The organism is Marinobacter sp. M-5, assembly GCF_032911545.1.
In the GTDB taxonomy this organism is placed as follows: Bacteria; Pseudomonadota; Gammaproteobacteria; order Pseudomonadales; family Oleiphilaceae; genus Marinobacter; species Marinobacter goseongensis.
On record NZ_JAWJEK010000001.1, the window covers coordinates 1,698,749 to 1,720,215 of the forward strand.

Genomic DNA, 21,467 nt, shown 5'->3' on the forward strand with positions numbered 1-21,467 from the left:
TTCCCCCCACTTCCACCCCTGCGCGAAATGCAAACCGGGGTGGGCAGATCTGATGACGGAGTCGAACAGAGCTCAGCACAGTGACGCTGTGACGACGGCGTGGCAGTTCACCGAACAGGTTCCCCACGGCAGGGATCTGGGTATGCAGGTTGTCTCTGTCGATAAGGGCCAGGTCTGTATGCGCCTGACCCCACAGCCATGGATGTTCGCCGAAGAGGATACAAAAGAAATCTGCACCAGCGTGCTCTACTCACTGGCAGACTCCGCCGGAGGCCTGGCGGTATTTGCGGGGGCCCTGGAGCTGATGCCCATTGCCACGCTGGATCTGCGCATGGATTATCTGCGGCCTGCCAGCGGCGACCGTGCCCTGGTAGCGGTGGCCACCTGTCGTCATTTAACGGACGAGGTCGCGTTCATCCATTGCGACATCCTCAGCGAGAGTGACAGTGAGCTGTTAGCGACGGCAAGCGCCACCTTCATGCGCAACACCCAGGGCCAGCAATTTCAGGCCGGTGGACGAAAAAAGGAGGGCGCATGAGTACGACTGGCGATTCGGCACAACCCATCTCAGGCCCTTCCGAAAGCGGGCAAGAAAGCGGGAAAGAATGTTCCGACTGGCAGGCCCTGCTGGAGCGCACTCCCTACGCACGGCACCTTGGTCTTGAGGTTCAACGCGACGATGTAGGTCTAGTGGTTCATATGCCGTGTCGTGAAGCGCTGATTGGCAACTTTATGCTACCTGCTCTCCATGGCGGCGTGCTTGGCGCCCTGATGGAGCTTACCGCGCGGGTCGCTGCGCAACGCCAGGATACAGACAAACGTTGCCCACGCATTCTCGACAGCCACATTAACTACCTCCGCTCCGCGCAGGCCCGATCGACGTTCGCCAGCGCCGAAATTGTCCGGCAAGGCAGGCGGAGCAGCCTGGTCCGGGTGACCTGCTGGCAGGGCGATAAGCGCAAGCCGATCGCCAGCGGTCAGGTTCAGTTGTTGCTCCCGACAATGGCGGCCAAAGAAGCAGATCTTCATGGACAATAAGCACAACAACCCTGAACGCGACCAATTCCAGGCGCCGGATGGCGCGGAGATCGCCCTGTGGCGCTGGCCGCAATCCAAAGCGCGCCCCACGTTGCACTGGGCGCATGCAACGGGTTTCCATGGCCGCCTGTACCGCCCCCTCCTTGATGAGCTTGCCACGGACGTCAATGTCCTGGCCTGGGACATGCGGGGGCACGGGGCCAGCGCCGGTGCGGCGAACTTTTCGACATTCCGGGGCTGGGAAACCTACTATCGCGACATGACCGCTCTGCTGGATAGCCTGGATGAGCCGGTCTGGCTTGCCGGCCACTCCATTGGGGCCACCACCAGCATCATGGCCGCTGCCCGACGGCCAGACAAAGTGCTGGGCCTGATTCTGGCGGAACCCGTAATCATGGATCCGGGGCAGGGCCTGAGGTTGTGGCTGGCCAAGCTGCTACGCCAGTCACATCGGTTGTCACTGGCCGCCGGAGCCGCACGTCGGCGCCCGGTATTCGACTCGCACGCTGCTGCGTTGGACAACTATCGGGGCCGCGGTGGCTTCAAGACCTGGCCCGAAGCATGGCTGGAAGCCTATATCCAGCACGCCTTCGAACCGCAGGAAGATCAAGTTCAGTTGGCGTGTGCGCCGGAGTGGGAGAGCACCACTTTTGCCCATACCGAACACAACCCCTGGCCCGGTATTCGTCAGTTGCGGTGCCCGGTTATCGTGCTGGCGGCGGAACGCGGGTCAACCTTCTCGCCGGCCGCGCGAAAACGCCTGCAGATCCTGCTGCCTGAGGCTGACGTAAATGTCCTCGGCGAGGCGACTCATTTTCTGCCTATGGAGCGGAGGGAAACCGTTCGCGATGCCATCCTGCAACTTGTTTTGTCCGGCTACCGTGAGAGCTGATACTCAAATCTGGATTTTGCCAATCGGGACACCTGCCATGCGCTGTATGCTGACCCTGTTTATCTCGCTGCTCATGCTGTCTGGTTGTCAGCAGTCTTCGGAACCGCCCCCAGATGCCCGCGCCCCTATCCCCTGGGTAAAAACAGTTGAACTAAAGGACGCCGGCCCAACAGCGCAGAGATTTTCAGGAACCCTGCGAGGCCGCCACGAAGTTCCTCAGGCCTTTCAGATCGCCGGTCGGATTCAGCATCGTTATATCGATGCCGGTCAGCGCGTGGAAAAAGGCGACTTACTGTTCAAGCTCGATACACGGGACCTGGTGGCAGCCGCAGGGGTCGCCGCCGTGGATCTTAAGCGTGCAAAAGCGGCCCTGGCAATTGCCACCAATGAACTCCAGCGCCAGCAGCAACTTGTGGCGCATCAGTTTGTCAGCGAACAAACCCTGCAACGCCTTGAGTTGGCAGAGCGTGAGGCGCGCAGCCAGGTGCAAACCGCTTCTGCACGCAATCAGCAGGCTCAGAATGCCCTGGGGTATGCGGAACTGAAAGCCGCCCATGCAGGCGTGGTCACTGAGGTCATCGTTGAACCTGGCCAGGTTGTGGGTGTCGGACAAACCCTTGCCGTTCTGGCCGAAGATCAATCGCTGGAAGTCGAGGTTTTTTTACCAGAGGGCAGTAACCCGTCCATGCGCGGTTATGTCCCTTTACCCAATGGCGAACAGCTTGCTGTGAGCTTGAGAGAGATTGCCGGGGCTGCCGACCCCGCAAGCCGGAGCTGGCGTGCCCGATACAGCCTGGAGGGGCCCTACCCCTCGTCTTTAACCCTGGGGTCGGTGGTGAGTGTGCGGTTAGCGCAGAAGCAAACCGCCCCCAGCCATCGCGTACCGCTGGGTGCCCTGGATGAGAGAGGGCAAACGCCGCAGATCTGGTTGGTTTCCGACGGCACGGTAACGCCCCTGGCGGTCGAGGTGATCGATCTGGGTGAGGAGTATGCGAAGATCAAGGTCGACATCAAGGCGGGAACGCCCATCGTCGCGTTGGGGACACACCTGCTCACGCCTGGCATGGCAGTGCGGGAGCTGGTTCAATGAGCTTACCGAATCTTTCCGCGCTGGCAGTGCGCGAGCGTTCGGTCACCCTCTTTTTTCTTTTGCTGTCCGTTGTTGCCGGTTTCTACGCGTTCTCGTCCCTGGGTCGGGCGGAAGACCCTGCGTTCACCGTCCGGGCGATGGTGGTTTCTGTCGTCTGGCCAGGGGCAACCCCCGAGGTGCTGCAGAACCAGGTCGTGGATCGTTTGGAAAAGCGAATCCAGGAGGTGGTGTATTTCGATAATATTGAGACAACCATTCGGCCCGGGCAGGCCGCCATGGTTATCCGATTCCTGGATTCTACTCCGAGTGAAAAAGTGTCGGACCTCTTCTATCAAGTCCGCAAGCGCATGCTCGATGAGCGACCCAACCTCCCCCAGGGTGTGATCGGCCCCATCGTCAACGATGATTTCGCGGATGTGTATTTCTCCCTGCTGGCGCTGACGGCACCCGGGATGCCAATGCGTGAACTGACCCGCGAGGCAGAATCGATACGGGATCGCCTGCAACGGCTGCCCGGCTTGCAAAAAGCACAGCTCCTGGCGGAGCGTCCTGAGCGGGTGTATCTCGAATTTGATCAGGACCGGCTCAACAACCTCGGTTTGTCGGCAGAAGAGGTGTTGCAGGCGATAGAGGCCAACAACCGTCTTCAGCCTCTTGGCTTTGTTGATCTTGCCGGCCCGCGGGTTTATGTCCGCAGCAACATCGACCTGTCTGACCTTGAGCGCCTCACCTCAGTACCTCTCCGTATCGGCGACCAGCTTATTACCGTATCTGATCTGGCCGAGGTGCGTTTAGGGTATGAAGATCCTTTGAGCTACATCGTCCGCTCCAACGGTGAGGATGCGATCCTCCTGGGTGTGGTCATGCGTGCGGGTGAAAATGGCCTGGAATTTGGCGCGCGGCTGCGCGAGTTTGTCAGTACCGAACAGGGCAGGCTGCCGCTGGGAATGTCAATACAGACCCTGACCGATCAGGCGGAAGCCATCACTCAGGCGGTTGATCTTTTTCAGGTCAAGTTTCTGGTTGCGTTGGTCGTGGTGATGGGGGTTAGCATACTGGCGATCGGTCTGCGCGCGGGTTTGGTGGTGGGCATTGCGATTCCTGTGACCCTCGGCCTGACTTTCTTGTTGATGAAAATGGCGGGCATAAACCTGGACCGCATCACCCTGGGTGCGTTGATTATCGCACTGGGTCTGTTAGTGGACGATGCGATCATCGCCATTGAAATGATGATCGTGAAGATGGAGAGCGGCTGGGACCGGGTACGGGCAGCCAGTCATGCCTGGAGCGTAACCGCCGCGCCCATGCTGTTCGGTACGCTGGTGACGGTGGCCGGATTTGTCCCCATCGGATTTGCCCAGTCCGGAGTGGGAGAATACACCGGCAACATCTTCTGGGTGCTGGCTTTTTCGTTGTTGATTTCCTGGGTGGTGGCGGTAACTTTTACGCCTTATTTGGGCGTCAAGCTCTTGCCCGATTACACCGGGCATATGGGCCAGGACCTTTACCAAAGCGCGTTTTATCAGCGGTTGCGTGGGGTGATCACAGCGTGTGTTCAGTACCGGAAAACCGTCGTTTTTATCACAGTGGGTTTGCTGGCGATCAGTGCTTTCGGGATGGCAACCCAGGTGCAGAAGCAATTTTTTCCCAGTTCTGATCGCCCCGAAGTTCTGATCAGTGTCTACGCTCCGCAGGGGAGCGCTATTGCCACCACGGATCAAAGTGTCAGACGCCTGGAAGCGATTCTGATGGACATGCCGGAGGTGAAAAGCCTTTCCGCTTACATCGGTGCCGGTGCGCCCCGATTCTTCGTATCGGCCAACCCCGAGCAGCCGGACCCGGCATTTGCCAAGTTGATTGCCATTGGGCAGGACGTTAAAGGGCGCGATCGCATCATCTCGGCGCTGGAAACCAGAATCGCGGCGGGTGAATTTCCGGAGGCACGAGTGCGGGTGACGCGTTTGCTGTACGGTCCCCCGGTGGTCTGGCCGGTCAGTTTTCGTGTGCTGGGTCCGGAATCCGATCAACTCAGAGAGATCGCGCACCAGATCCGCACTCTCATGACCGGGCATCCGAACATCGTCATGCCGCATCTCGAATGGGATGAGCGTGTGCCCACTCTCTATCTTGATATGGATCCGGAAAATCTGGGTTGGATGGGCCTGACTCCGGCAGAGGTTGCCCGGCAACTGCAGTTCCAACTCCGCGGAGTGGCCGTCACCGAACTGCGCCAGGGCATAAGGAGCGTTCAACTGGTGGCGCGTAATGCACGTGGCGAAGTGATCATGCCGGAAGATCTTGAGATCAAAACCCGCGACGGCCGCAAACTTTCCGTACAGCAACTGGGCAAGTGGCAGGTTCGTTACGAGGACCCCGTCATAAAGCGTTACAACCGTGACCCCTTCCTGGCCGTTCAGGCCGATGTAGAAGGTGCCCAGCCACCGGATGTCACCAAGGAGATATGGAGTGCGATGACGGGCCTGCGCGAACAGTTGTCGGAGGGTTACCGTATTGAAATCGGCGGTACGGTGGAACAATCAGCCAAAGCCAATGCTTCAATCCAGACATTACAACCGGTGATGTTGGCGTTGATGCTGATCTTTATCATGCTTCAGATGCGTTCCTTTATCGGCACATTGACTGTTCTTGCCACCGCGCCACTGGGGCTGATTGGGGCTGTGCTGGCTTTGCTGCTGTTTAATCAACCCTTTGGCTTTACCGCGCTGCTGGGGCTGATTGGCCTGGGCGGCATCCTGATGCGAAATACCATGATTCTGACGCAGCAGGTGCAGGACAACTTCAAAGCAGGAATGGCTGCCCGGGAAGCCGTTGTCGAAGCGGCAGTCCAACGTGCCCGCCCCGTGGTACTCACCGCCCTGGCGGCCGTTCTGGCGTTTGTACCTCTGACCTTTGACCTGTTCTGGGGGCCGCTGGCTTATGTCCTTATCGGTGGCGTGGCGGTCGGCACTCTGATCACGCTATTGTTTGTGCCGGCGCTTTATGCCCTTTGGTTTCGATTAAAGAACGAACGCTGAGATTAGATCGGCCCCACAGTTTAGACTGGTTCAGGCATCCCAAAGCTAGCTGAAACCCCTGACCTGCACCCAGCTTCCTTTCCATGTGATCGTCTGGCGTCCGTGATTTGCTCCATCAATTAGGCTGTATGAAGCATAAGTGATTTGCTCGTCGGCCCTGAGCGGAGGCTAACTTGAATGTCCGCTTTTGTTTAATTGCGTCCCCTGCCAACAAGGCTTGTTGCTTGCCTCGAATCTTTCCGTTCCAGTGAGACTATTCCGAACTCCGGGTCGGACGCCGAATTTAGCACTTTGTGTGGAAAACGGAATGAGCGCCCTATTCTCGAATCTGCTTTAAGTTTGTTTAGCACTTTGTGTGGACTTTGGAGGGTAAGTCACTGATATACGGTGGCGGAAGTTTAGTGCTTTGTGTGGTCGTCTAGACTTCCCCTTCCTTGCCGAGGCGACGGAGGCCTATCTGCTGACCCAGGAATCAGGCGGCTCAGGCACGTTCTTCTACGTCGTGGCAGCGCTAAATACTGCTGATGGATACCTTGCGATCGCATCGCGCCACAGACGACAGAACTCAGTCAGGATCCACGCCACAAGAATGTCATCGTCGTGAGCTATGCTGACCGCGCTCCGGGTGGGCCAATGTCAGCGCAGCCGTCAATAGCTAAGAATGTTTTGCTTAAGCTTGATCCCGACTCTTTAAGCTTTGGAGTGGTGGAGCATGACTTTGAGGGCGAAGCCGATCCGGCTCGCATGTCCCTCACTATGAAGGGTTGGACCTGGATATCTGCGCTATACAGCGACGGGCGTCAGATCGAACCCAGCCAACCTGACCTATTCACCCTCTGTTTTACTGGAGACGGCTTCGATTCCCGCTATCACGACGCTGAATTCATTGCTTGGTGTGGTCGCCCACTGGCCTCATCACGACGAACAGCTGTAGTGCGATGACCCGCCCATGTCAAAGAGCTCCGGGGGCTTTGACCTGTAGTATTTCTTCTCAATGTCCTCCGATTGCTCAGCGTAAGGCTGCGTCATCACATTCTGCAGTTCCCGCAGTAATGCGTAGTCACCCGAGGCCGCTTGCTGATAGGCCGGCACAACGAACCACTCCCTCAGGCTGAACTTCGGGTTAGCAAGCTTCATCTGACTGGAAAGCGCCTCACGAGAGCGAGGTCGCGTGCGCGACTGCCAATGTGAGAGCCATGCCGCCCAGCGCTTGCCCAGACCTTGGGAGTCCGAAGCATGGGTCATGCCCTCGTAGAAGCTCTTCCTGAGTGGCTCAACGTTATCTGGTAAGTGCGAGAGTTCCCGGAAGAACATGGTGTAATCCACACGCGTTTGCATCATCAGCGTTGCCAACTCGCGGAACAAATCCGCATCGAACGCATCAAGCCCGAGCTTGGCCGCCCACATCTTCTCCATCTGCGCCTGCATCACCTGAGGGAATTCACTCTCAATATCCTCCAGCTGCCGCAGACACTCCGGGTGCTCTACCACTAATGGCCGGAGCGCCGAACAAAACGAGTGGAAGTTGCGTTCGGCCGCGGCTGGTTGATTGAGGAATGCATAATGATGACCGCCACCCGTCCAGGGTTGGTAGTGCGGATCAAACACATCGCAGAATCCGAAGGGCCCATAATCGAGCGTAAAACCACCCGCAGCGCAGTTGTCGCTGTTGAAATTTCCCTGGCAGTAGCCAACCCGGATCCAGTTCGCCACCAGCGACGTCAGCCGACTGCGGAACTCACGTGCCAGCAGCACCACTTTCTCGGCGGTAGTCAGTGACGGATCGATAACGCCACCGTACTCACGATCGATCAGGTGCAGGACAATCTTCTCGAGCTCCTCCATCGCCTGCGGATGTTCCAGCTTGCGGGCACGACGACCAAAGAGCTCAAGCTGCCCTACCCGGATGAACGACGGTGCCACACGCGTAGAAATGGCAACGGGATCGGAGACAAGGATATCGGGATCTATTGAGCGTGAGCCCTCTGAATACCATGGACGCCTGACGGTTTCGGTTTTCGACACATACAGGCTCAGAGACCTTGAGGTGGGCACACCGAGCGCGTGCATGTGCTCCTGAGCCAGGAACTCTCTGACACTGGACCGCAGAACGGCCCGTCCGTCTCCGCCCCGGCAATAGGGTGTGCGCCCTGCCCCTTTCAACTGCATTTCCCAACGTTGCCCGTTGGCGACCGCCTCCAACACCGAAATAGCACGACCGTCGCCGTAACCATTGCCGGTCTGGAACGGGCATTGCCGGTAAAATTCGTTGCCGTAGATGGACAATGCGTAGCCGCAAGCCCACCCGACGCTGCGAAGCGGCTCCGGAACACGGGACAAGTCACCGGAGAACATACGGACGAAGTCGCTGGACCGCGCCATGGCGTCGGCGAAACCCAGTTCGCGAAACAGATGTGTCCCGTGCGCGACGTATTCGGGGTTTTCGATGGGCGTGGGATTGACCGGCACATAGTGCCCCGAGAAGACCTGTCGTGGCTCGTGGTCAGCCCCGTCAGCTTTTCCCTCAGGATCGCGGTTGAGCGTGTCCACGAGGGAATAGTCTGCCAAGGTTGCGAGATCGTCGAGGGTCGCGACCGTGTTAACCGTTGGGTTTGCTAGCAAGATCCTTCAATGCCTCCATGGCCTCATCAGTTCGATCGCTGGGCACGAAAATATGGTCGTGATAAAACCCCGCAATGACGTTGGTGGTAATGCCTCGCTCGGCAAGCAGGCTGGTCACCACGGAGGTCAGCCCCAGGGCTTCAAGACTGGAGTGGCCCTCGAGCGTGATGCGGCGGAAAATCCTGTAGTAATCCAGGCCCTCGGCTTTGGCCTGTTCCAGCGGAATCACGAGGGTCAGGCCCTCCAGTTCGGCGATGCTGACAATCGGCTTCAGCTTATCCAGCTCTCCGTACTGTGCCCGTGGCACTGTGCAGTAGACGTAAGTTGTCGAATCCAGTCTTGGCGAGAGCTGTGTGATCAAATCCTGAAGAAACTGCGTTCGGTTCATCGCTGACTACCCTTTTAGCCGAATGGTGTTAAGGAAAGCATACAGCAAATCAAACTAACTCTTCATGCCCACAATACCAAGCAGCCGATGGCTCGACGGATACAGTCTCTTCGACAATGATCCTTAACGGTGCACAGGTGAGCGGGTGAACCGACTTCGTGTACTCAACCGGCGCATCAATGCCTGAGCGACCGCTACCCGCCTAATCGCATATCTCATCATATTCAGTAGGTTAGGAACAGAATCAATAGATTGGCGCGAAAACTGCTGTCACCTAACTGCCGTTGAAGGAAACCCTTTTTACGGCGAACTGGTCATACAGAGCAAAGGCGCTCATCGATTGGAGTAACGTCCGATCGATGGGCGTTTTTTTATGCCTATAAGAAAAATCAGACCCCGGCACAGCGCGGATAGGTCTTTACCGCTCGGCGACCACAATTTCATCCCAAAGACCTTATGGACAACGAGGAATAATCATGAAAAAGCACTCTGTGTGGCTGCTGGGCGGCACTCTCCTGCTGTCAACGACCGTTACGGCGGAGGATCAGAACTTTCACGATGCACTGAGCAGTGGCATCGTTTCCGGTGATATCCGTCTGCGTTATGAGTCTGTCGAGCAGGATAACGCGCTCAAAGACGCCGACGCACTCACCGTTCGGACCCGCCTGGGTTACAAAACCGGCGCCTATCACGGTCTCTCAGGACTTTTGGAGTTTGAGGACTCACGAACCGTTGCCGGACTGGATGAATACAACAATACCCTGGGAAAAAACCCCGACTATTCAGTTATCGCAGACCCTGAAACAACGGAAGTGGATCAGGCCTATCTCCAGTACACCCGGCACGATGTAACCGCCAAACTCGGTCGCCAGGTCATCACATTCGACAACCACCGCTTCGTGGGGCACGTTGGGTGGAGGCAGGATCGACAAACGTTTGATGCACTGCGTCTGAGCTATGCCCCAGCCTCGGACCTTAGCGTGGATTACGCCTTCCTGAATCAACGCAATCGCATTTTTGCGGAGTCGGGCGACCTGAACAGCAAGGATCATTTGCTGAATGTGGGCTACCAGACCCCCCTGGGCAAACTGAGCGGCTATGCGTATTTGCTCGAAGTGGATGAAGGTGCGGATAACTCCCTGGACACCTACGGCCTGCGCTACACCGGAAAATACGGTGTGAGCGACGTCGACCTGATTTACGCGCTGGAATACGCCACCCAGGAATCGGAAGCTGCCGCCAGTGATTTTGATGCAGATTACTACAAGGTTGAAGCCGGCGTTGGCATTCAGGGTGTTACCGTTGCCCTGGCCTATGAAGTTCTCGGTTCAGACGATGGCGCCTACGGGTTCTCCACACCTCTGGCCACCCTGCACGCCCACAACGGCTGGGCTGACCAGTTTCTCGCTACACCGGTTGTGGGGCTGCAGGATGCCTCACTGACGGTCAGCGGACCACTCGCCGGGGGAAAATGGGCGATGGCCTATCACGATTACAGCGCTGACGAGTCGTCAGCGGCGGTTGACGACCTTGGTGATGAATGGAACCTGGCCTACAACCGCAGTTTTGCGACGCATTACGCCGCCGGCATCAAGTACGCCACCTACGCCGCCGGCGACAGCACGGCGGGTAAAGTGGATACCGACAAGTTGTGGCTCACCCTGGGCGCAACCTTCTGACACTTTCGGGGGATCAGGCGTTACGCGTGGTCCCCTCGATTCCAAGACACTGGTTGACCGAATCACGAATCTCCCGATACCGATCCGGGTTCTGCGCCAGCGTTTCAAGATCGTCCTCCGGGAAGATCTCTTTTCTCTTTGCCTGTGCGACGTCTGAAGCGCACACCGCCGGCAACATCTGCTCAAGGCACCTCAGCATGACCTCGGGCGACACCGAGGCGCCCGGCGACGCCCCCAGCAATGTGCCGTAGGTTTTGTCGGTAGAAACGAGGATTTCCGTACCCATCTGGAGGTCCCCGTCTTTGATAATTTGTACACGCTGGCCGGCCTCGATCGGCGCCCAGTCGAACTTTGTGCTCAATCCGGGGGCGAAGTTCTCCAGCTCATCAAACATGCTCTGTTTGCCTTTGAACGTCTCTGACACCAGATACTTGACCAGGGGGAAATGCTCCAGCGCCACGTTCACCATGCCCGGAATATCGTGTAACCGGATCGAGCGCACGTAATCCAGCACACCGCGACCTCTCTCGAGAACCGGCTTGAACGACGCAAAAGGCCCGAAAAGCAGGTAATGCTTGCCATCCACCACGCGCAGGTCCAGATGCGGCACCGACATGGGGGGCGCGCCCACTTTCGCTTTGCCATAGGTTTTCGCGCGGTAATCCGCCGCCTGTTCTTCGCTGATCGGGGCCTGCAGGAAACGGCCACCCACCGGGAAACCGGCAAACCGGTTGCGGAAGGGCAAATGGCTTTTCTTCAGCAGCGGAAATGCACCACCGCCGGCACCCACGAAGAGCAAATCCGCCCGGTGCTGAACCGCAACTCCGCCGCTTTCGGCCTCAACAACCCAGCGCCCCGTCGGGCTTCGGTGAACACGTTTTACGTGTGTGTTGTACTCGAAAACGACCCCCAGGTCTTTCTCGGCATGGGCCGCCATCTGTTCAGTGAGCGCCCCGAAATTCACATCGGTACCGGTCTCGATGACCGTTGCGGCCATTTTTTCGTGGCGGGGGCGATCCTGCATCGTGAAGGGAATCCAGGATTTGATCTGGTCAAAGTCCTCGGAGTACTGCATATGCTCGAAAAAATGGTGCGCCGACATTTCCTTGAAGCGCAATCGCAGTTCTTCGATAGCGGATTCGGACACAATGGTGCAGTGCTTGGTTTGATTGATGAACGTTTTCGGGTCCTTGATGGCCCCCTTCGCCAGCAAGTACGTCCAGAACTGCTTGGCGACATTGAACTGGGCGTGAATCTTCAGCGCTTTCTCGACCGAAATGACTTCCTCATCCACCGGCGTGTAATTCAGCTCGCAGTTCGCTTCATGCCCGGTACCTGCGTTATTGAAAGCCCACGAGTTCCCCGCTCCGGCGCTGCCCAGTCGCTCAAGGATGGTGATGTCCAGTTGGGGGGCCATTTCTTTTGCCAATATGGCAAATGTGGTGCCCATAATCCCCGCGCCGATGATGGTTACATTCATAAAAAATGCCCGCCAGTGTCTGATCTTCTGAAATGACTTGATGCCAATATGAGTCTGTAAGGTACCACGCAGGCCGCCTGCGCGGAAAATACCCCGATGCGGGCAATCGGGGTAGCACGGTCGTTCAGGTTCTGTAGTGGTCGAGTTGCACCTTTAACTGTTCGACCACGGATCTCACGTTTTCTGCCGCCTTGTTGGTTGATGCTGCGTTTTCATCGCTGACAGCCGCCATCTGCCGAATCGTTTCCAACCTCTGGTTGATGTCCTCTGACACCTGGCTCTGCTGCTCTGCCGCACTGGCCATCTCAATATTGGTGTCGCGAATCGAACGGACACTCTCACGCAACTCGTTGATGGCCATTCCGGTCTCGCGAATGGTGCCGCTGGCCTCCTCAGCGAGCCTGCTGCCATCGTTGATGACAGCCGTTACGCTTTGGACCCCTTCCTGCAGAAACTGAATCTGATCCTGGATTTCCTTGACCGAATCCTGAGTCCGGCTTGCCAGTTTGCGCACCTCCTCTGAAACCACCGCAAACCCGCGGCCATGCTCGCCCGCTCTGGCGGCCTCGATCGCCGCATTCAACGCCAGCAGATTAGTCTGCTCGGAAATGTTCTCGATCACCGACAAAATACTGCCAATGCTGTCGGACGCATTCTTGAGTGACGTACTGGAGTTCACTGAGCGCTCGCGGTTGGCAAGCTGTTTGGCGATGGTCTGGGTGGTCTGCTCGATCAGCGATTGTCCGTTCTCGGCCGCACCGTCTGCAGCTTTCGCCAGCTCCTCGGCCCGGGATGCGCTTTCGGCAACACTCTGGGCCGTTGCACTCATCTCATTCATCGCGGCCGCCACCTGCTCTGTTTGCGTGGTCTGACGGACCACCACCGACTCCGATTCGGAAGCGATGGTTTTGAGGTTGGCGGACGACTCCGACAAGGTGGCCGTGGACGCCTTGGTATCCGAAATCGTGCTTTGCAGCCGATTCATCAGCTTGTCAAAGCCATTGGCCATGGTGCCGAGTTCGTTGGCACTGGTGGAATTGAAACGGGCGGTGAGATCCCCCTCCCCTTCAGCGATGTCGTTGATGGCATCATTCATTTTCCGCAGCGGCTCGGCGATGACAAATTGAATCAACAGCGCAAGACATACAATGATGACAACGCCCGCCACCGTAATCAGGAACACCGCTCGCAGGCCTTGTGCCCAGACCATATCCGACACTTCATTATTGGCGTAACCGGTAACCACACCGTAGCCCCAGGGTTCGAATTCGGTCTTTTCGAGCTGCCAGTCTTCGGGTTTGTTCTCCAGGATCTCCGCGATCTGGTCCGTCTCATACACATCAGAGTGCATGCGCAGCCTGCCCTTGTCGTCCACCAGTCCTACGAAGCCGTTGTCCAGCAGGCGCGCGGAGGCGATGGCACTGCTCAGCTCCGACAAGTCCGCGGAATAGCCTACATACCAGATTCCCACCACCTCATTGGCCCGGTTCCGCATGGGCCGATACGCGGTCAGATACGGGTTGCCGAGAATCTCGACCTGCCCGAAGTAGTCCTCACCCCGCAAAATGGCCTTACCGGCGGCACCATTGAGGTTGAGCTTGGTGCCGGTGGCCCGTGAGCCATCCTGTTTTTTAACATTGGTCGACACGCGAACAAAGTCCGACCCATCTTTCACGAACAATGTGGCGGTTCCCCCCATGATGGCGGTAACGCCATCCACAAGATCGTAGTTGTTGTTGATCAGTGTATTACCCAGGAACAGCGCCGGTGTCACGGTGCCGGCGACCGGTTCGCTGCCGTCAATCCGGGGCGACCCGAGCTGCGCGCCGCGCTCGGTTATCAGGTTCAGCGAGCTTTTCACCCGTTCCGCCATCAGCTGGTCGGTAATGCCCAGAATTCTCAGCACATCATTTTTCATTTCGTTTTTCTGGTCGACAACGTCCGTCTTGATGACGGTTCGTGTTTCCCACGCAATGAAGGCGCTGGCGATCATCATGATCATAACGAGCAGGATTGAAACCGCAGTAATGAAAAGATTTCGAATAGTCACATCGTATCCCCAGGGGTGGTGGAATGATCGTACTGAGGTTATCGGCACAATCCGGAATACATGAAGGAAATGATTGCAAAATAATCGACGGGTTCAGTTGAGGGCATGAACTAAAACGGGCCCCCTCCGTACACTTGGAATACCGGGAGCAATCGCATGCAAATTTTCTGGCTCAAACGCAATCTTCGATTGCGAGATTCAGAACCCTTTTTTCTGAGTATGAAGGCGTCCCGATCTCACGGGAGGGTGCTACCGCTGTATATTCACGAGCCCGGCCTGATTGCCCAGCCGGATGTGTCCCGCCAACACCAGATGTTCATCTCTGAAACGCTGGCAGAGCTTTCTGAAGAACTTGAAGCTCTGGGTGGCCAGTTGTTGCAAGCCATTGGCGAAACGGTATCCGTACTGGAGAGAATTCACCGGTGCAGTCCAATCACTCGAATCTGGACACACCGCGAAACCACCCAGAATGCTCAATACCAGCGGGACAACGCAGTCCGGGCCTGGTGCCGGGAAAACGCGGTTGAAATGATGGAGGTCGAGCAAAATGGGGTTGCCCGCGGCAACCAGGAGCCCTGCCCGTTTGCCGAGTACTTTTCGCGCTCCATCCAGATGTCTCTGAAAGACCCCACAGGGGCGGATCTTTCACAACGATTTGCTCCTTTACCGTTTGCAACCTGCAACATCAAAGACATTCCCCTGGCCATGGGCGCCGACAAGCCCGGGCGACAGCGCGGAGGGCGCCGGGCCGCTCAGAATATTCTCAGTCACTTTTTCAATGTCCGGAATCTGAGCCGGTATCCAGCCCGAATCTCCAGCCCCAACACGGCTTGGGACGGGTGTTCACGGCTATCGACCTACCTTGCCTATGGCATCGTGTCGGATCGGGAGATCTTTCAGGCGGTGGATGGCGTCATCTCCGTCGGTCACAGCAATCTGACGGCACCGGAGTTTGGTCGTCTGCAGGATCGGGCCCGATTTTTCCTTGACCGCCTGAATTGGCGAAGGCAATACCTTCAGGTTTTCGAGTCTCACCCCCACGTGGAAACCCGATGCATGCTGCCTCAGTTTGACGGCGTCCGCGAAGCGGAATTCGATGAGGGCCTTTTCCAGGCCTGGTCAACCGGCCTTACCGGCATACCCTATATCGACGCCGCTATACGGTGCTTGCGTGAATGTGGCTGGATCAATATGCGGCTCAGAGCAACATTGGTGTCCTTCGCGACGATGAATTTATGGCTCCCAACCCGCCGGGTCGCACAGTTTCTCGCCACCGAGTTCCTCGATTATGAGCCGGGTGTTCACCATGTCATTCACCAGATTGTCTCCGGCACCTCAGATTTCCAGGCGCTGATGGTCTATGACCCCATGAAACAGGCTCTCGATCATGACCCTCAGGGGCAGTTTATTCGTCGCTGGGTGCCGGAACTCTGCGAGTTGAACGACGGAGAAATCCACGACGTGTCCAGGACAGCGGGCTGCCATTCGCAGAAAGCGGATGACGTCGGACTTAGTCCCTATCCGGCACCGGTGGTCGACTGCAAGTTGACCGCGAAATCCGCCAAGAGTCGGATTCATGCCCTCAAAAACGGCTTTCCAGACCCGGGTCCCGTCGGAACCGAGACGCACTCAAGGCAAATGGGATTGCTTTGAACACAGCGAGATAAAGTGTTCAGTCTAAACAACACGATTTTTAGCTCCGACCATAACTGGTTATTCCGCCTGACCCACACTGCTGCAATGTGCCCGGAACTCGAGTTTACTGATCCGATCATCCCGGTCGACATCGGACACTTGCAGCATTCTAAGCCCCAACTCAAAGTCTGAAGCAGGCGGGCGTCCGGTTGCTGTTTCAGGCACCCCCTCACACTTGAGGTTTTCACCAACGCCGCATTGACGCAGATAGATCAACTCGGTCTGGTCAATGAATCTGTTGTCGTTGCGATCAGCGCAGTCGAACTGTCCCTGAGCACCCGGTGACAAAATCCGTGCACTCGACGCGTCCGTTGACTGACTTGTGGAGCAGCCTGTCATGCTTACGGTCAGTCCAATTAAAAACACACCGGGAAAAGCTTTTCTCATAACCGACTCCAAAAACGCCCATTGGCCTTATGACCGAATATCAGATTTAGCACTGATTGCTCCCGAAAAGAAAGACTTCGCGCAAATGGCCAAGTAAATCCAGGGATGATAACTGTGTCAAAGGACCCGGCATCAATTGGTGATATTTTCACCGTTCACGTTACAGAATGTAAATGAACTGAATCGCCACGGAGGGATCTGGCCATGCAAAGCTCACGGTTTTACCGAGTTTGTCGGATGCACATACCGGCGGCTCTGGTCTGCGCTGCCGCACACTGGACACCAGCAGCGATGGCCAGTGGCCCGCTGGAGACCATCTTCTCGGCAGAGAATGCCCTCTACGGTGCCGGATATGACATTGGGCGAGCGGACGGATGGATAGACGACACCCTGCGCCGTGCCATACGCCAGTATCAGGCCGACACAGACGAGCTGACCGTGTCCGGCAACCTCGACACCCCAACGCTTGATGCTCTGGGAATTCGCGCCCCCTCGCCGCGGGTAATTGCCAGCAACGCGGTCTCGCGACAGGCTCAGGCGCTGGCCGCGCTAAGGCTGCAGAGTCCCGAGCCGTCCCGGCCCGCAGCGCAACCGGTTGCTCAGTCTGAGCCGGCGTCGGAGCGCGCCCCGGAACCCGCGCCACAATCAACACCGGAACCTGCCCCGGAACCGGTTGCGACGGCACAGCCGACACCAGCTCCGCCGAAAGCCACGGCACCCCGCGCAGAGCCCGCGCTAGAAACAGTGCCCGCAGAGAAACCCGTAGTCGCAGAAACTGACATCAGGAAAAAAGAAGGAAATGAGGAGGAACAATCGGTTGTGAGCACAACCTCGACAGAGCTTGAAGTCGCTGACGCTGAGGTTCCGGAGAGTGTCGAGACTGAGAATGCCGAGACGGAGAGCACTGAGGCGGCAGGTCCCGCGCCCACGAAAACGCACAGTGACCAGCAACAGCCCCGTGTCCAGAGCGGTGGTGGCTTCTTCAGTTCGTTATTCGACTTTCTGTTTGGCTGGCTGGTGTAAGGAAAGCGCCGTTCCGGTGGCTCAGCAGAATTTCCAGAACGGCGTTTTCAAACGGGTTTCCACCACTTCCGGCGGGTAGCCCACGTCTTGCAACAGGCGCGGGTCCATGGTCATGACCAGGTGAAGAAAGTTACGCTTCATTCTCCACCCCTTGTACAACGAAGCCGCTTTTTTCATCGCGCTTATCCACACTCAGGTAATCGAAAGGGAAAACCGTCTCCGGTTTAAGATAGTTACCTATATTATTGATAAACGTCGTGCCCACAAATACTTGGAAACCACTACTCCGCTGTCACTTTACTCGGAAATAACTGTTTTTTTGCTTAACCGGACACGCCCGACTGGCGAGTCAGCGCCTGATAGATATCGTCTTTCAGTTGCGCCCTTTTCTGTTTCATTCGGTGGAGTTTGTCGTCTCCGATGGGCGAATCTCTGAGCTCCAAACCTACGATTTCCTGATCCAGAGATGAATACTGCTTTAACTGCTCCTGAAATTTCACATCTTTGGCTTTAAGTTCGTCGATAAGCCCAATGTACTGCGGGAATTCTGCGTGAAGCTCGTGTTTGGATATACCCATGTGCCGGTCTCCTCTCTGCCGAATGTCAGAGGCCTGACATCGCCCCTCTGTTCATCATAGATCAGCCTGCCGCATTACGCGGGTCTTTGACAAATCGCTAATAACGACCAGGAGTCCATGGGTATAGCATGGTCAGACGTTAAATCCGATACGCCCTGGGATACTCACGCATGACCTTTGCACGCATTACCGGCACCGGCTCCTATCTGCCAGACAATGTCGTTACCAACAAAGACCTTGAAAAAATGGTGGATACCTCGGATGAGTGGATTCGGGAGCGCAGCGGCATCGAGCAACGGCACATTGCGCTGGATAACCAGAGCACCGTCGATCTCGCCGAGCAGGCGGCACGTAACGCCATAAACGCCGCGGGCATCGATGCGCAGGAGATCGATCTGATCGTGTTCGCCACCTCGACCCCAGACAAGATCTTCCCCAGTTCAGCCTGCATTCTCCAGGCCCGTCTTGGCATCCATGGGTGCCCTGCCTTCGACATTCAGGCTGTGTGCAGCGGCTTTGTCTACGCGCTGTCCGTGGCGGACAAGTTCATCAAAACCGGTAGCAGTAAAAAAGCCCTGGTGATTGGCGCCGAAGTATTCTCACGCATCATCGACTGGCAAGATCGCGGCACCTGCGTGCTGTTTGGTGATGGTGCCGGCGCGGTGGTGCTGGAGGCCAGTGAAGAAACCGGCATACTCTCGACCCACATTCACGCTGACGGCCGCTACGAGAAACTCTTGCATGTGCCCTGCGGTGTTGGCAGCAACTACGCACAGGTTAAAGCCGGCCTGGGCTTTGTCGAGATGAAAGGCAGTGAGGTGTTCAAGGTGGCGGTGAACACACTGGGTAAGATCGTGGATGAGACCCTGGCTGCCAATCAGATGAAAAAATCCGACATTGACTGGCTTGTGCCCCACCAGGCCAATCTGCGAATCATCGCGGCTACCGCCAAAAAGCTGAACATGTCCATGGACCAGGTGGTGGTCACGGTCAACAAGCACGGCAACACCTCTGCGGCCTCAATCCCCCTCGCCCTGGATGCGGCGGTGCATGATGGTCGCATCCAGAAGAACGAAGTGGTGCTGCTGGAAGCCTTCGGTGGTGGCTTTACCTGGGGCTCCGCTCTGCTCCGCTATTGATCGTTCTGACTATCCGGTTTGCACACATTAGCCATCCCTGAAGTCTGCCTGGCACTATATACTCACTGAATTCAATGCAGTGATAACAACAAACAGGATTCAGGCGATGACAAACAAGGCAACCGGACGCAAGCCCTCGGTGATTATCATCGGTACCGGCTTTGGCGGTCTGTGCATGGCCATCCAGCTTAAGAAAGCCGGCTACCATGATTTCATCCTGCTTGAGAAAGCGGGCAATGTGGGCGGTACCTGGCGGGACAACACCTACCCGGGCGCCGCCTGCGATGTGCAGTCGCATTTCTATTCCTACTCCTTTGAGCCAAAGCACGACTGGTCACGCAAATTCGGTCTGCAGGAAGAAATTCTTGGATATATGGAGCGTTGCGTCGAAAAGTACGCGCTGGCGTCCCACATCCGCTTCCATCATGAAGTTACCGGTGCCGAGTTCGACGAGGCCGGCAACCAATGGACCGTGGCCATCCGGGATGGCGAGCCACTGATCGCCGATGTGGTTGTGACCGCCACCGGCCAGCTGAATCAACCCGCCTACCCGTCCATCAAAGGCATGGACGATTTCACGGGCATACTTTTTCATTCGGCGCGTTGGGATCACAGCGTGGACCTTACCGGCAAGACAGTGGCGGTGATCGGTACCGGCGCCAGCGCCATCCAGTTTGTTCCGGAGATCACTAAAAAGGTGCAATCTCTGAGCCTCTTTCAGCGCTCTGCTGCCTGGGTACTGCCTAAGCCGGACAGACCGTTCAAGGCGTGGGAACAAGCCCTGTTCAAATCCGTGCCCGCCTGGGACCGGGTGTACCGCTATCTGATCTACTGGAAAAACGAGAGCCGCGGGCTGGCATTCACCAAATTCAGTGGTTTGCTGGAGTTGTTCGCCCGCCAGGCCCGGAATGAAGCCCGTAAGCAGGTTACCGACCCTGAAAAACTCAAGCACATCATTCCGGATTACCAGATCGGCTGTAAGCGCATCCTGATCTCAAACGACTGGTACCCTGCCATCAATCAGCCTCACGTGGATCTGGTCACGGAGTCCATCGATCGTATCGATGAAACCGGTGTGGTCACCAAAGACGGCAAGCACCATGACGTGGATGCCATTATTCTGGGCACCGGGTTCGCGGCGTCTGAATTCCTTGCGCCCATGACGATTACCGGTCGCCAGGGTGTCACCCTGAACGAAGCCTGGGCGGAAGGCGCCGAGGCGTACAAGGGCATCTCGGTGAACGGCTTCCCCAATCTGTTCATTCTGTATGGTCCGAACACCAACCTGGCTCATAACTCCATTGTGTACATGCTGGAATCACAGGTGCGCTATGTCATGGGATGCCTGGAGGCGCTGGAGAAGTACCCGGGCGCGGCCATGGATGTGCTGCCCGAGCGCCAGAAAGCCTTCAGCAGTGCCATTCAGTCGGGCCTCGAGGGCAGTGTCTGGGCCTCCGGCTGCTCGTCCTGGTACCTGGATGAAAACGGGAAAAATACGGTTAACTGGCCCGGATTCACCTTCAACTACCATCTTTCGACACGGCGTGTGGATACCAACGACTATCAGTTTCTGAGCCCTGCCCAGGCGACCTGAGCACACATCGGCTTACCTCCAACTCCCCGCCGTCGGCCGGGAGTTGAGTTTTATGTATATTCGTAGGATGATTGGGTCATCCGTTAGCAGGATGATAAACATGACACTTTCACCGATCAAGAAGGGCTCTCTCGTGGAAACCGCGATTGCCAGCCTGCGCACCGCTATCGAGCAGGGCCAGTGGCCCATGGGTACCCGCCTGCCGGTCGAAGCCGAGCTATCATCAGCCCTTGGCGTCAGCCGTAACACGGTGCGGGAAGCTGTACGGGTATTGGTGCACGTCGGCATGCTTGAGACCCGCCAGGGTGACGGCACCTATGTAAGAGCCACACGGGATGCCGGGGAAACTCTCCGGCGCATCGCACGATCACATCTGGGCGACCAGCTTGAAGTGCGCATCATGCTGGAAACCGAGGCCTCCCGATTGGCAGCATGGCGCCGGACAGATGAAGATCTGATACTCATGGCCCTGGCACTGGATGCCCGCGCCAAAGCCGGCACGGACGTTCTCGCCCGCATTCGTCATGATCAGGCTTTTCACCGGGCCCTGGTGGCCGCTGCCCACAACCCTGCCCTCACCGAGCTGTATGACTATTTCTCGCCCGGGGTGTCCAGCACCATAGAATGCACCGAAACCGAACCCGACTTGCCGGAACCCTCTCAGGAGGATCATGAATTGCTGCTGGCTGCGATTCGTCGCCGGGATGAGGAGCGCGCTCAAACTCTGGCCAAGGCTCTGCTTAAACCCAGCCTTGATGCGCTGGGCAGAGACTGACG

The 21,467-nt window shown here is 57.1% G+C and carries 17 protein-coding genes; 11 read left to right on the plus strand and 6 right to left on the minus strand.

The window, feature by feature from the left end; all coding sequences use genetic code 11:
* The first annotated feature begins 52 nt into the window (after positions 1 to 52).
* From R0125_RS07770 to R0125_RS07790, 5 genes are read left to right on the plus strand one after another with little or no spacing between them, the layout of a single operon-like run.
* Positions 53 to 538 (plus strand): PaaI family thioesterase, encoded by a 486-nt coding sequence (locus R0125_RS07770; protein ID WP_091642679.1) that lies wholly within the window; start codon positions 53 to 55, stop codon positions 536 to 538.
* The gene (locus tag R0125_RS07775; RefSeq protein ID WP_091642677.1) at positions 535 to 1,038 is read left to right on the plus strand and encodes a PaaI family thioesterase; all 504 of its coding nucleotides are present in this window, start codon (positions 535 to 537) and stop codon (positions 1,036 to 1,038) included. The genes R0125_RS07770 and R0125_RS07775 overlap by 4 nt, the downstream gene beginning before the upstream one ends.
* On the plus strand, positions 1,028 to 1,930 hold the full coding sequence (locus R0125_RS07780) for an alpha/beta fold hydrolase (protein WP_091642674.1): 903 nt from the start codon (positions 1,028 to 1,030) through the stop codon (positions 1,928 to 1,930). Before R0125_RS07775 ends, R0125_RS07780 begins: the two co-directional genes overlap by 11 nt.
* A gap of 37 nt (positions 1,931 to 1,967) precedes the next feature.
* Positions 1,968 to 3,020, plus strand: a complete 1,053-nt coding sequence (locus R0125_RS07785) for an efflux RND transporter periplasmic adaptor subunit (RefSeq protein ID WP_072678647.1) — start codon at positions 1,968 to 1,970, stop codon at positions 3,018 to 3,020.
* Positions 3,017 to 6,055, plus strand: coding sequence for an efflux RND transporter permease subunit (locus R0125_RS07790; RefSeq protein ID WP_072678648.1), 3,039 nt, complete (start codon positions 3,017 to 3,019; stop codon positions 6,053 to 6,055). The genes R0125_RS07785 and R0125_RS07790 overlap by 4 nt, the downstream gene beginning before the upstream one ends.
* A gap of 915 nt (positions 6,056 to 6,970) precedes the next feature.
* Here the strand turns inward: R0125_RS07790 and R0125_RS07795 are convergent.
* Both R0125_RS07795 and R0125_RS07800 read right to left on the minus strand, forming a co-directional pair.
* The gene (locus R0125_RS07795) at positions 6,971 to 8,623 is read right to left on the minus strand and encodes a protein adenylyltransferase SelO (protein WP_410797579.1); all 1,653 of its coding nucleotides are present in this window, start codon (positions 8,621 to 8,623) and stop codon (positions 6,971 to 6,973) included.
* 31 nt (positions 8,624 to 8,654) lie between these two features.
* The gene (locus R0125_RS07800; RefSeq protein ID WP_248181240.1) at positions 8,655 to 9,065 is read right to left on the minus strand and encodes an ACT domain-containing protein; all 411 of its coding nucleotides are present in this window, start codon (positions 9,063 to 9,065) and stop codon (positions 8,655 to 8,657) included.
* A gap of 476 nt (positions 9,066 to 9,541) precedes the next feature.
* Between R0125_RS07800 and R0125_RS07805 the strand changes: the two genes are divergently transcribed.
* A complete protein-coding gene (locus R0125_RS07805) occupies positions 9,542 to 10,744 on the plus strand; it encodes an alginate export family protein (RefSeq protein ID WP_317237736.1) in 1,203 nt (400 codons plus the stop codon).
* Between the two features lie 13 nt (positions 10,745 to 10,757).
* On the opposite strand, the gene R0125_RS07810 is transcribed toward R0125_RS07805, so the two are convergent.
* Positions 10,758 to 12,224 (minus strand): malate:quinone oxidoreductase, encoded by a 1,467-nt coding sequence (locus tag R0125_RS07810; RefSeq protein ID WP_317237737.1) that lies wholly within the window; start codon positions 12,222 to 12,224, stop codon positions 10,758 to 10,760.
* A 124-nt stretch (positions 12,225 to 12,348) separates the two neighbouring features.
* Positions 12,349 to 14,274 carry a Cache 3/Cache 2 fusion domain-containing protein gene (locus R0125_RS07815; protein WP_317237739.1) on the minus strand — a complete coding sequence of 642 codons (1,926 nt, stop codon included), beginning with the start codon at positions 14,272 to 14,274 and terminating at the stop codon, positions 12,349 to 12,351.
* Between the two features lie 156 nt (positions 14,275 to 14,430).
* Between R0125_RS07815 and R0125_RS07820 the strand changes: the two genes are divergently transcribed.
* A complete protein-coding gene (locus tag R0125_RS07820) occupies positions 14,431 to 15,927 on the plus strand; it encodes an FAD-binding domain-containing protein (RefSeq protein ID WP_317237740.1) in 1,497 nt (498 codons plus the stop codon).
* Between the two features lie 60 nt (positions 15,928 to 15,987).
* On the opposite strand, the gene R0125_RS07825 is transcribed toward R0125_RS07820, so the two are convergent.
* Positions 15,988 to 16,356: a hypothetical protein gene (locus tag R0125_RS07825; protein WP_317237741.1), complete on the minus strand. Its 369-nt coding sequence runs from the start codon at positions 16,354 to 16,356 to the stop codon at positions 15,988 to 15,990.
* Between the two features lie 237 nt (positions 16,357 to 16,593).
* Here R0125_RS07825 and R0125_RS07830 point away from each other — a divergent pair, with 237 nt between their 5' ends.
* The gene (locus R0125_RS07830) at positions 16,594 to 17,379 is read left to right on the plus strand and encodes a peptidoglycan-binding protein (RefSeq protein WP_317237742.1); all 786 of its coding nucleotides are present in this window, start codon (positions 16,594 to 16,596) and stop codon (positions 17,377 to 17,379) included.
* 323 nt (positions 17,380 to 17,702) lie between these two features.
* On the opposite strand, the gene R0125_RS07835 is transcribed toward R0125_RS07830, so the two are convergent.
* On the minus strand, positions 17,703 to 17,957 hold the full coding sequence (locus R0125_RS07835; RefSeq protein WP_317237743.1) for a YdcH family protein: 255 nt from the start codon (positions 17,955 to 17,957) through the stop codon (positions 17,703 to 17,705).
* A gap of 170 nt (positions 17,958 to 18,127) precedes the next feature.
* On the opposite strand from R0125_RS07835, the gene R0125_RS07840 reads away from it, so the two are divergent.
* The 3 genes from R0125_RS07840 to R0125_RS07850 all read left to right on the plus strand — a co-directional run bounded on the left by R0125_RS07840 (position 18,128) and on the right by R0125_RS07850 (position 21,465).
* Positions 18,128 to 19,096 carry a beta-ketoacyl-ACP synthase III gene (locus R0125_RS07840; RefSeq protein WP_317237745.1) on the plus strand — a complete coding sequence of 323 codons (969 nt, stop codon included), beginning with the start codon at positions 18,128 to 18,130 and terminating at the stop codon, positions 19,094 to 19,096.
* A 106-nt stretch (positions 19,097 to 19,202) separates the two neighbouring features.
* Positions 19,203 to 20,690, plus strand: a complete 1,488-nt coding sequence (locus R0125_RS07845; protein ID WP_317237746.1) for an NAD(P)/FAD-dependent oxidoreductase — start codon at positions 19,203 to 19,205, stop codon at positions 20,688 to 20,690.
* Between the two features lie 100 nt (positions 20,691 to 20,790).
* Positions 20,791 to 21,465, plus strand: coding sequence for a FadR/GntR family transcriptional regulator (locus R0125_RS07850; RefSeq protein WP_317237747.1), 675 nt, complete (start codon positions 20,791 to 20,793; stop codon positions 21,463 to 21,465).
* The last annotated feature ends 2 nt before the right edge of the window (positions 21,466 to 21,467 follow it).